The following is a 10,270-nucleotide window of genomic DNA, read 5'->3' as shown; positions in this document are numbered from 1 at the left end:
GGACATCGATGCGAACATATGTTCGTGTCCACTGGCTTCGGGGCGGCGGCAAGCATTCTGCATGCTGACCTCGATTCGTTCTACGCCTCGGTCGAGCAGCGTGACGAGCCGTCGCTGCGCGGCCGGCCGGTCATCGTCGGGGCAGGTGTGGTGCTCGCCGCCAGCTACGAGGCCAAGGCATACGGCGTGCGAACCGCGATGGGCGGACGAGAAGCCCGCCGCCTCTGTCCGCACGCGATCGTCGTGCCTCCGCGCATGTCGGCGTATTCACAGGCCAGCCACGACGTCTTCGAGGTCTTCCACGACACGACGCCGGTGGTCGAACCGCTGTCGGTCGACGAGGCGTTCCTCGATGTGTCGGGGCTGCGTCGGGTGTCGGGCAGCCCGGTCGAGATCGCCGCGCGGCTGCGGGACCGGGTCCGCGAAGAGGTCGGGCTACCCATCACGGTGGGGATTGCGCGCACCAAGTTCCTGGCCAAGGTCGCCAGCCAGGAGGCCAAACCCGACGGGCTGCTGCTCGTCCCGCCCGATCGTGAGCTGGCGTTCCTGCACCCGTTGCCGGTTCGGCGATTGTGGGGTGTCGGCGCCAAGACCGCCGAGAAGTTGCACACCTACGGCATCGAGACCGTGGCCGACGTCGCCGAGCTCAGCGAGTCCACTCTCGGGTCCCTGGTCGGGGCGGCGATGGGCAGCCGGTTGTTCGCGCTGTCGCGCAACATCGATCGCCGTCGGGTGGTCACCGGGGTGCGCCGGCGCTCGGTCGGCGCGCAGCGCGCGTTGGGCCGGCGTGGCAACACGATGTCGGCGCAGGAGATCGACGCCGTCGTCGTCAACCTGATCGACCGCATCACCCGGCGGATGCGCAAGGCCGGCCGGACAGGTCGCACCGTGGTCCTGCGGCTGCGCTTCGACGACTTCGGCCGCGCCACCCGGTCGCACACGATGCCGCGGGCGACCGCGTCCACCGAGGTGATCCTGTACGCCGCCCGAGGCCTCGTCGCCGCGGCGGCGCCGCTGATCGCCGAGCGCGGTCTGACCCTCGTCGGATTCGCCGTGTCCAACATCGATCGCGACGGTGCACAACAGCTCGAGCTGCCGTTCGAGGAGAGCCACGATACGACCGCGGTCGACGAAGCGGTCGACCAAGTGCGTCAGCGGTACGGAAATTCGGCGGTGACCCGCGGTGTACTGCTGGGCCGCGATCCCGGTCTCGAAATGCCCCAGCTACCCGACTGACCCGGGCCTGCCCTTGCGCGGTTGGGCCTTCTTGGCCGTCGCCTTCTTTGCCGCCCTGTCGGGCTTCGGCGGGGGGTTGGCGGCTTCCGTCTTCGCCGACTTCATCGGCGGGACAGCCTTTTTCGCCGCCGTCTTCTTGGCGGGAGTCTTGGTGCCGGCCTTCTTCACAGCAGTCTTCTTTGCCGGAGCCTTCTTCACCGGCGCCTTGGTCGCCGCCTTCTTGGCGGGCACCTTGGTCACCTTCTTGGCGGGCGCCTTGGCGGCCTTCGGCGCGGACGCCTTCTTCACCGGCGCCTTCTTGACCGGTGCCTTCTTGACCACTGCCTTCTTCGGTGCAGCCGATGACGGTGGCGCCGACGGCGGTTCGATCTGCTCCGCCCGGTCCTCGGGCTCGCCGCTGACGCGTCGCACGAGGCGCCCGGCCGTCTCGCCCGCAGCGGTCGCGAGCTCTGCGGCACGCGCGCCGAGCGCAGCGGCCGTCTCACCGATAATTTTTCTCACAGTGACCCTGTACCCCGTTCGGGGCAGTTAACCGCAAGCGATTCTCATGATCCCGCCCACGTCAGCAATTCCTCGGCGGGCCAGGTGTTGACGATGCGGTCAACCGGCACCTCGGCATCGAGCGCACGTTGCGCTCCGTAACCGAGGAACTCCAGCTGCCCGGGGGCATGCGAATCGGTGTCGATCGAGAACAGGCACCCGATCTCCAGCGCGAGCTTGAGCAGTCGGGTCGGCGGGTCACGCCGCTCGGGTCGAGAGTTGATCTCGACGGCCGTTCCATGGTCCCTACATGCCGTGAACACCTTCTCGGCGTCGAATTTCGACTCGGGCCGCATCCCACGTCCTCCGGTGACCAGGCGGCCGGTGCAGTGGCCCAGCACATCGGTGTGCGGGTTGGTGACCGCCTTGAGCATCCGACGCGTCATCGACGGGGCGTCCATCGCCAGCTTCGAATGCACGCTGGCCACCACGATGTCGAGCCGTTCGAGCAGTTCGTCCTCCTGGTCGAGGGAGCCGTCCTCGAGGATGTCGACCTCGATGCCGGTCAGAATCCGCAGCGGGGCGACCTTGTCGCGCAACTCGTCGATGACGTCGAGTTGTTGGCGCAGCCGCTCGGGCGACAGGCCGTTGGCGATCCGAAGCCGCGGCGAATGGTCGGTCAGCGCACAGTACTCATGGCCCAGATCCCTTGCTGCCGCCATCATTTCCTCGATGGGGGCCGACCCGTCGGACCAGTTCGAATGCACGTGCAGATCGCCGCGCAGCGCGGCGCGGATGTCACCGCCTCCGAGATCCTCTGCGTTTGACCGTAATTCGGTCAGCACTTCGGGTTCGCGCCCGGCCCATGCCTGCGCGATGACCTTCGCGGTCTTGGGGCCGATGCCGGGCAGCGACTGCCAGCTGTTGGCAGTGCCGTGGCGGTCGCGGTCGGCGCCGGAGAGGGCTTCGACGACGTCGGCGGCGTTACGGTAGGCCATCACCCGGCGAGGGTCCTCGCGCGCACGGTCCTTGTAATAGGCGATCTGCCGCAGGGCGATGACGGGGTCCATCACTCCAGTGTGCCCGGTTTGCTCTTTCGGACCGAAGCTCGATATAGTGGATTGCGAATATATTCAATCCATCAAGTACTGGGATCTATGCCACACCGCTTCCCCGGTGGCCCCGAGCTACCGCTCTACGAGATCAAGGCCAACCTCTTCAAGGCATTGGCCCACCCTGCGCGTATCCGTGTCCTCGAGATTTTGTCGGCGAACGACGGGCCGACGTCGGTCAGCGAGATACTCGCCGAAACCGACCTCGAACCCACGCTGCTGTCTCAGCATTTGGCCGTGCTCAAGCGTCATCACGTGGTCTCGGCGCAACGCATCGGCAATTCGGTCATCTACGATCTCGCTCACCCCAAGATCTCCGAACTGCTGGTCATCGCGAGGGCTTTTCTCGCTGACGTCATCGGTGCCCACCGGGATCACTTGGCGGCATTCGAGGCCCTGCCGCCGCTGGGGCACGGCAAGTGAACCTCACCCGCCTGCTCCCGAGTCGGAGCGACTACGCCGAGCTGCCCCGGTCGTGGCGGCGCGACATCCTCGCCGGAATCACAGTGGGCGTGGTTGCCTTACCACTGGCCTTGGCATTCGGCATCAGCTCCGGCGTCGGCGCGGCGGCCGGCCTGATCACCGCCGTCGTTGCCGGGTTGGTCGCCGCCGTCTTCGGCGGGTCGCACGTGCAGGTGTCCGGACCCACCGGCGCGATGGCCGTCGTGCTCGCGCCGATCGTGGCCCAGTATGGCCTGGGCAGCATCGCCCTCGTGACCGTGCTGGCCGGGCTGCTCGTGCTCGCCGCCGGAATCACGGGTCTGGGCCGGGCAGTCACGTTCATCCCCTGGCCCGTTATCGAGGGGTTCACCCTGGGCATCGCCGCCATCATCTTCCTTCAGCAGGTACCCGCCGCGTTCGGCCAAGCGAGCCCCGCCGGCGGCCGCACGCTGTCCGTCGCGTGGAACGTTGTCCGACAGGCGGATTGGCCCTCAGCCGCGCGGACGTTGGCGGTGGTGGCCGTTGTCGCGGCCCTCATGGTGACGCTGCCGCGTCTGCACCGCAGCATTCCGGAGTCGCTGACGGCCGTGATCGTCGTGACAATAGCCGTTGTAGCCCTTGATATTCCGGCCGCCAGCATCGGCGGGCTCCCATCGCATCTTCCCGCACCCGTCCTACCGCAGGTGGACCCCGCCGCAATGCGGACCCTCGTCGGTGCCGCTTTGGCGATCGCCGCGCTGGCCGCGATCGAGTCCCTGCTGTCGGCGCGCGTGGCCGCCACGATGGCCGCGACCGGTCCGTACGATCCGGACCGCGAACTGGTGGGCCAGGGCCTGGCTTCGGTCGCATCGGGCGCCTTCGGTGGGATGCCTGCGACGGGGGCCATCGCCAGGACCGCGGTCAACGTTCGTTCCGGCGCGCGTACCCGGGTCGCGGCCATCGTGCATTCGCTGGTCCTCCTCGCAGTCGTCTACCTGGCCACCGGACCCGTTTCCGCAATACCCTTGTCGGCCTTGGCCGGCGTACTGATGGTGACCTCGTTCCGGATGATCTCGTTGTCCACCGTTCGCAAGATTCTGCGGTCCACCCGCTCAGACGCGGTGACGTTCGCGCTCACCGCGGCGATCACGGTGTGCTTCGACCTCATCGAGGCCGTGCAGATCGGCGTCGTCGTCGCGGCGTTCTTCGCGCTGCGCGGCGTCGCTCGTCGGAGCAGCGTCACCCGGGAGGAGCTTCCGGGCCCCCGCCGCCCCGGCGACGAGCAGATCGCGCTTCTGCGCCTCGATGGAGCGATGTTCTTCGGAGTGGCCGAGCGCATCTCGAACGAGATCACCGATACGGGCGAGGCGCGCACCTCGGTGGTGATCATTCGGCTCAGCCAGCTGGGCATGCTCGACGCCACCGGCGCGAACACGTTGGCGCATATCGCAACCGAGTTGGAGTCGCGCGGCATCACGGTGATCATCAAAGGTGTCCGGCCCGAACACATGAGCCTGCTCGTTAACGTCGGCGTTTTCGACTCACTCCGGCACGAGAACCACTTGATGGACTCGCTCGACGATGCGATCGATCACGCGCGAACGCACGTCAGCGCTCGGGTCCTTTGACCGCCGTTTGGTGGAGCGCGCCGTGCACGAGCGCAGCGACTTCGCCGTGGGTGGAGCCGCCGGCCAGGAACAGCATCTCGTCACCGGCCGCCAGCACGTCGTCGGGCCGGGGCAGGACTATCCCGCTGTCGCGGATGATGACCGCGAGCGCGGTGTTCTCCAGCAACGGCAGGTCGCGCATCCGCTGTCCGACCAGCGGATCACCCTCGGGCAGCGTCAGTTTCGCCAGGCTGACCTGCCCGTGCCGTAGCTGCATCAGCCGCACCACGTGGCCGATGTCGATGGCGCCCTCGATCGCCGCCACCAGGGCGCTCGGTGCGGAGACCGCGACGTCGACACCCCACGCCCCGGTGAACAACCACTCGTTGCGCAGGTCGTTGACCCGAGCCACCACGCGGGTGACACCGAACTCCGTCTTGGCCAACAACGCGGCGGCCAGGTTCACCTTGTCGTCGCCGGTCGCCGCGATCACCACGTCACACATCTGCAGCCCGGACTCTTCGAGCGAGGACAACTCGCACGCGTCGGCGAGCAGCCATTCGGCGTCGGGGACCGTCCGCGGTTCGTAGTGCCGCACGTCGTGTTCGATCAACAACACCTTGTGGCCGTAGTCGATCAGTTCCTGCGCCACCGATCGGCCCACTGCCCCGGCACCGGCGATGCCGACCCGCATCATCGTCCGCTCCTCGACGCGCCGCGATGCGTCGAGTTGCCGCCAGCGGAGCCGTATCACGCACTCATACTTACCCATCGCGGCGGTTTTGGGCGCAGCTACCGGGTCAGACTGCCCGGTCACCGCCCGTGGTAGGTGTTTTACTGCCTCTCACACCGCCCATCCGGTCCCGAACGGGGATGCAATGACCCTCGAGCAGCTCTATCTTGTGCTGCTGATCGCTGGGCTGGTGCTGCTGGCGAGCATCGTCGCCACCAGGGCCGCCAGCCGGGTCGGGCTGCCCAGCCTGCTGCTCTTCCTCTTCGTCGGCGTCATCGTCGGCGAAGACGGGCTGGGGCTGGACTTCGACAACTACCTGCTCGCCGACCACTTGGGCACGGTGGCGCTGGCCGTCATCCTCGTCGAAGGCGGCCTGACGACCCGGTTCTCCGACGTCCGGCGGGTGCTCGCGCCTGCGGGCGTGCTTGCGACACTCGGCGTCGCGGTCAGCATGCTCATCACCGCGGCCGGGGCGCACCTGCTGCTGGGTATCAACTGGCAGCTGTCGCTGCTGCTCGGCGCGGTCGTCTCCGTCACGGATGCCGCCGCGGTGTTCTCGGTGCTGCGCGTGGTGCCCCTGCCCCGCCGGGTGGCGGGCTTGCTGGAGGCCGAGTCCGGTTTCAACGACGCCCCCGCCGTCATCCTCGTGCTGATGTTCAGCGTGGCGCCGCTCGAGCTGTCGCCCGTGCACGCGCTCACCGAACTGGTCTACGAGCTGGTGGTGGGTGCTGCGATCGGGATCGGCGTCGGCTATCTGGGTTCGATGGCGTTGCGCCGCATCGCGCTTCCGGCGTCGGGACTGTACCCGTTGGCAACATTCGGGCTCGGTATGGTCGCGTTCGCGGCGGGCGGCACCGCACACGCCAGCGGGTTCCTCGCCGCCTATGTGGCCGCGGTCGTGCTCGCCAATACCGGCCTGCCTCACCGGTCGGCGACGCGCTCGTTCGCCGAGGGTCTCGGCTGGCTCGCTCAGATCGGCCTGTTCGTCCTGCTCGGCCTTCTCGTCGACCCCAGCGACCTGGCAGTGGAGGTGATCCCCGGCATCGTGACGGGTCTGGTCTTGCTCCTCGTCGCCAGGCCGCTGTCGGTGTTCGTCTCCCTGGTGTGGTTCCGAATCCCTTGGCGTGAACAGGTTTTCGTCTCCTGGGCGGGTCTGCGCGGCGCCGTCCCGATCGTGCTGGCGACGTTCCCCATCGTGGGCGGCGTGCCCGACAGTGTCCGCCTACTCAACATCGTGTTCATCCTGGTGGTGGTGTTCACGCTGGTGCAGGGCCCCAGCCTGCGCTTCGTCGCGCATCGGCTGGGGCTGATCTCGAAGGAGGCGACGCGGGAGATCCAGGTGGAGTCGGCGCCCCTCGACGTGCTGGACGCGGAACTTCTCACGATGACCGTGCAGGCGCCGTCGCGGTTGCACAACGTCACGGTGCTGGAACTGCGGCTACCCGATCCGAGCGTGATCACGTTGATCATCCGCGACGGCCGCACCTTCGTGCCGCAGCCCGACACCCGCATCGCGATCGGTGACGAGCTGCTGATCGTCACCACCACCAAGACGCGTGCCGTGGCCGAACGCCGCCTGCGTGCGGTGAGCCGCCGCGGCAAGCTCGCGTACTGGTTCGACGAATTCGGCGAAACCGACTAGCTGCGCAGCGGACTCGGCGCACAGCTCGCTACCGCCCACTCGGGACTAACCTCGGTTCAGTGAGGTTCGCTTTCAAGACATCGCCGCAAAACACCACGTGGGCCGACATGCTCGCGGTGTGGAAGGCCGCCGACCAGATCGACCTGTTCGAATCCGGCTGGACGTTCGACCACTTCTACCCGATCTTCTCCGACTCCACCGGCCCGTGCCTGGAGGGCTGGGTGACGCTCACCGCGCTCGCGCAGGCGACCGAGCGGTTGCGCGTCGGTGTGCTCGTCACCGGCATCCACTACCGCCACCCCGCGGTGCTGGCCAACATGGCCTCCGCGTTGGACATCGTGTCCGACGGTCGGCTCGAGCTCGGTATCGGCGCGGGCTGGAACGAGGCAGAGTCCGAGGCGTACGGGATCGAGTTGGGTTCCATCCGTGAGCGGTTCGACCGCTTCGAGGAGGCGTGCGAGGTGCTCACCAACCTGCTCAGCCAAAAGACCACGTCGTTCGACGGGAAGTTCTATCAACTGAAGGACGCCCGTAACGAGCCGAAGGGCCCGCAGCGGCCGCATCCCCCGATCTGCATCGGCGGCAACGGCGAGAAGCGCACGCTGCGCATCACCGCCCTATACGCCCAGCACTGGAACTTCGTCGGCGGAACGCCGGAGGTATTCGCCCGCAAGCGCGACGTGCTGGCCGGCCACTGCGCCGACATCGGACGGGATCCGGCCGAGATCATGCTGTCGGCCCACGTGCGGCTGGACCCCGACCTCAACTACGACAAGGCGCTATCCGAGGCCGCGGCACTGGGACAGGAGGGTCTGGATCTGGCGATCATCTATCTGCCGCCGCCGCACGATCCGGCGGTGCTCGAACCGCTAGCCGACGCGATCGCCGCGTCGGGCCTACGGGGTTAGCCGCCGTTTCTGACGGTCACGAAAATATAACGATTTGGCAAACGCCCAGTGGCAGGACTTCAGCGCGAGGGAGTTCGCGCTTTTCAGTTCGCTAGACGCCGTAGAGACGAAGCTCGTCGGCAGTGATGAGGCGCTCGGCCTTGGCCGGGAACTCGCGGCTCTTCAGCGGATGACGGAGGAGTGACCAGGCGATTCGGCTGACCCGAGACCGGGATAGCGGGTTGACATACACGGAACTGACTCCTGTGTCGAAACCGATAGCTGACCGGGGCCCAACCTTACCGCAGTGCCCCCATGAAGTCATTAGAACCCGACTGTCGGCAAACTGTGGTAGGCGCGCCGGTAAATCGTCTGATGTTTTTAGAGTTGCTGAAGTGACGGATGTGACTTGGCATTGGTCAAAGTGGCCCGGGTTCTGACTCCCGCTTCGCATACTCCAGTGGTTCGCCGAGGACTACGTGGGAGGCTTCATGGAGGTGCAGCGATTCCAGCACCGGGTGGGCGACGTCGATTGGTACTGCGAGCGCCGCGGCGATGGTCCGCCGATAGTGCTGGTGCCTTCTGGAGAAGGCGATTGCGGTTCTTTCGACCGCGTGGCCGCCGCCCTGGCCAATGAGTTCTCGGTGTTGACGTTCGACATGCCGGGCTTCTCGCGTAGCCGTGTAACACGCCCGGACCTCATCTCCGTGCCGGCGCTCGCTGATCAGATTGCCGAGCTCGTGGCGTCTCTGAGCTTGCCTGCTGCCACCTACTTCGGCTGCAGTTCGGGGGGTGTAGCGGTTCTCGACCTCATCATCCGTCACGGCGAGCTCGTACGGCGCGCCGTCGTTCATGAGGTGGCGATGAGTTCCGCGCTGGCGTTGTTGAACGGCCTTGTGGACCTTGACGATTCGGCTGTCATCGCGGTCTGCCGGGATCTTTTCGCCAATCTGATGAACGACGATGCCGCCGCGTGGGAGGCGCTCGGCGCAGATTTTCACAAGCGACTCGAGCCGAACTATGTGACGTGGGTTCGGCGGTACGTCGCCGCCGGGATAGTCCGAGAGCCGTCACCTGACGAGCTGGTGGGCAAGCCGATCACGTGGACGATCGGGGGTCTCAGCCCGGCAGCCACGTTCCTGGACAACGTTGTGCTCGCCGTTCGGGCCGGCATTTCGATCACGACGCTGATGTGCAAACACTTCCCGCAGGTCAGCACGCCCGACGTGCTGGCGGAGCATATTCGGGCCGCCGCGGTCATGGCCTGAGAAACACGTCGTCCAGCGTCACGGTCCGCAGCCCGCGCGCCCGGATGATGTCGACCAATTCCCCGAAGACCTCGGTGACGGGCGAATGGTTGAGGTGGCCGATCACGATCGTCTGCGCGGTGAAGTGTTTGTCGGCCATCGCGACGACCTCGGCGGCCGGGATCCACACGTGGTCCTCCAGCGTGCCCGACCACAACGTGTCGACGGTGTAGCCGAGATCGGCCGACACCTTGTCGACGTGGGGGTTGGACGCGCCGTAGGGCGGCCGGAAGTACGGGCGTGCGTCGACGCCGTAGGTCTTCCACAGGAAGTCGTGGTTACGCCGGAACTGCTCGGCCACGTCGACCAGTGTCAGCTTGGTGAGGTCGGGGTGCGACCACGTGTGATTGGCCAGTTGAATCTGACCGTCATCGACCAGCGGACGCAGCAGGTCGGCATGATCGGTCCACGACCGGTAAATCCCGTTGACGAAGTAAGTCAGGCGTATTCCGGTGTCCTTGGCGAATTGCGTGTAGGCCCGCACGACCTCAGTGCTGACACCGTCGTCGACGGTCAGCGCCAACAGATCTTCCTCGCCGGGCAGGCTGCTCAGCACGCCACCGCCGGGTAGAGCGATCCGCGCCGACGCCGGTGGCGGCGGCAACAGGCCGACCGAGGGTGCGGTCGGGACCTGGGACGCGGCCACACCCGCGACTCGCGGCTGCTCCCCGGTCGCGCACCGGCTCAACCCCACTGCGCCGAGAGTGGCGACGGACAGGCCCGCGATGAAGTTGCGCCGGTTGAGTCTCAGCCCGGCGCCGGCGGTTGGGTAGCGGCGGATCACCGCCCTTACTGTCGCGCGCTCAGGCGCAAAAGCCGCACATTGCGCGGCGTGTCGCGTCGGAA

At 67.0% G+C, this 10,270-nt stretch carries 11 protein-coding genes; 7 read left to right on the top strand and 4 right to left on the bottom strand.

Translation table 11 applies throughout. The features are described from left to right. The first annotated feature begins 18 nt into the window (after positions 1-18). Positions 19-1,236: a DNA polymerase IV gene (gene dinB, locus CEX88_RS21385; RefSeq protein ID WP_094295023.1), complete on the top strand. Its 1,218-nt coding sequence runs from the start codon at positions 19-21 to the stop codon at positions 1,234-1,236. On the opposite strand, the gene CEX88_RS26135 is transcribed toward dinB, so the two are convergent. Together CEX88_RS26135 and CEX88_RS21375 are read right to left on the bottom strand one after the other, a co-directional pair. Continuing rightward, on the bottom strand, positions 1,225-1,737 hold the full coding sequence (locus CEX88_RS26135) for a hypothetical protein (RefSeq protein ID WP_094295022.1): 513 nt from the start codon (positions 1,735-1,737) through the stop codon (positions 1,225-1,227). The two genes, dinB and CEX88_RS26135, sit on opposite strands and share 12 nt — an antisense overlap. 44 nt (positions 1,738-1,781) lie before the next feature. After that, positions 1,782-2,786, bottom strand: a complete 1,005-nt coding sequence (locus CEX88_RS21375) for a PHP domain-containing protein (RefSeq protein WP_094295021.1) — start codon at positions 2,784-2,786, stop codon at positions 1,782-1,784. Between the two features lie 87 nt (positions 2,787-2,873). Between CEX88_RS21375 and CEX88_RS21370 the strand changes: the two genes are divergently transcribed. Together CEX88_RS21370 and CEX88_RS21365 are read left to right on the top strand one after the other, a co-directional pair. Next, on the top strand, positions 2,874-3,251 hold the full coding sequence (locus tag CEX88_RS21370) for an ArsR/SmtB family transcription factor (protein WP_094295020.1): 378 nt from the start codon (positions 2,874-2,876) through the stop codon (positions 3,249-3,251). Next, positions 3,248-4,876 (top strand): SulP family inorganic anion transporter, encoded by a 1,629-nt coding sequence (locus CEX88_RS21365; protein WP_094295019.1) that lies wholly within the window; start codon positions 3,248-3,250, stop codon positions 4,874-4,876. The genes CEX88_RS21370 and CEX88_RS21365 overlap by 4 nt, the downstream gene beginning before the upstream one ends. On the opposite strand, the gene CEX88_RS21360 is transcribed toward CEX88_RS21365, so the two are convergent. Further along, positions 4,857-5,549, bottom strand: coding sequence for a potassium channel family protein (locus CEX88_RS21360; protein WP_094295044.1), 693 nt, complete (start codon positions 5,547-5,549; stop codon positions 4,857-4,859). The genes CEX88_RS21365 and CEX88_RS21360 overlap by 20 nt on opposite strands. Positions 5,550-5,733: 184 nt before the next feature. Here CEX88_RS21360 and CEX88_RS21355 point away from each other — a divergent pair, with 184 nt between their 5' ends. The 4 genes from CEX88_RS21355 (at position 5,734) to CEX88_RS21340 (ending at position 9,385) form a co-directional block, all read left to right on the top strand. Further along, positions 5,734-7,230 (top strand): potassium/proton antiporter, encoded by a 1,497-nt coding sequence (locus CEX88_RS21355; RefSeq protein ID WP_094295018.1) that lies wholly within the window; start codon positions 5,734-5,736, stop codon positions 7,228-7,230. 59 nt (positions 7,231-7,289) lie between these two features. Next, on the top strand, positions 7,290-8,138 hold the full coding sequence (locus tag CEX88_RS21350; RefSeq protein WP_094295017.1) for an LLM class F420-dependent oxidoreductase: 849 nt from the start codon (positions 7,290-7,292) through the stop codon (positions 8,136-8,138). 34 nt (positions 8,139-8,172) lie between these two features. Next, positions 8,173-8,322: a hypothetical protein gene (locus CEX88_RS26130; protein ID WP_202931601.1), complete on the top strand. Its 150-nt coding sequence runs from the start codon at positions 8,173-8,175 to the stop codon at positions 8,320-8,322. 313 nt (positions 8,323-8,635) lie between these two features. Then, on the top strand, positions 8,636-9,385 hold the full coding sequence (locus tag CEX88_RS21340; RefSeq protein ID WP_202931600.1) for an alpha/beta fold hydrolase: 750 nt from the start codon (positions 8,636-8,638) through the stop codon (positions 9,383-9,385). On the opposite strand, the gene CEX88_RS21335 is transcribed toward CEX88_RS21340, so the two are convergent. Then, the gene (locus CEX88_RS21335; protein WP_094295015.1) at positions 9,375-10,208 is read right to left on the bottom strand and encodes a polysaccharide deacetylase family protein; all 834 of its coding nucleotides are present in this window, start codon (positions 10,206-10,208) and stop codon (positions 9,375-9,377) included. The two genes, CEX88_RS21340 and CEX88_RS21335, sit on opposite strands and share 11 nt — an antisense overlap. Positions 10,209-10,270 lie beyond the last annotated feature (62 nt).

Origin of the sequence: Mycobacterium neumannii, assembly GCF_002245615.1 — a bacterium.
Lineage (GTDB): Bacteria > Actinomycetota > Actinomycetes > Mycobacteriales > Mycobacteriaceae > Mycobacterium > Mycobacterium neumannii_A.
Note: the sequence above shows the minus strand (reverse complement) of the source record. Positions and strands in the feature narration are given on the sequence as shown.

What these genes read in the sequence shown, in the direction of transcription:
- dinB (WP_094295023.1), top strand. Translation starts at nt 19, where the DNA reads ATGTTCGTGTCCACTGGCTTCGGGGCGGCGGCAAGCATTCTGCATGCT.
- CEX88_RS21375 (WP_094295021.1), bottom strand. Translation starts at nt 2,786, where the DNA reads ATGGACCCCGTCATCGCCCTGCGGCAGATCGCCTATTACAAGGACCGT.
- CEX88_RS21370 (WP_094295020.1), top strand. Translation starts at nt 2,874, where the DNA reads ATGCCACACCGCTTCCCCGGTGGCCCCGAGCTACCGCTCTACGAGATC.
- CEX88_RS21360 (WP_094295044.1), bottom strand. Translation starts at nt 5,549, where the DNA reads ATGCGGGTCGGCATCGCCGGTGCCGGGGCAGTGGGCCGATCGGTGGCG.
- CEX88_RS21355 (WP_094295018.1), top strand. Translation starts at nt 5,734, where the DNA reads ATGACCCTCGAGCAGCTCTATCTTGTGCTGCTGATCGCTGGGCTGGTG.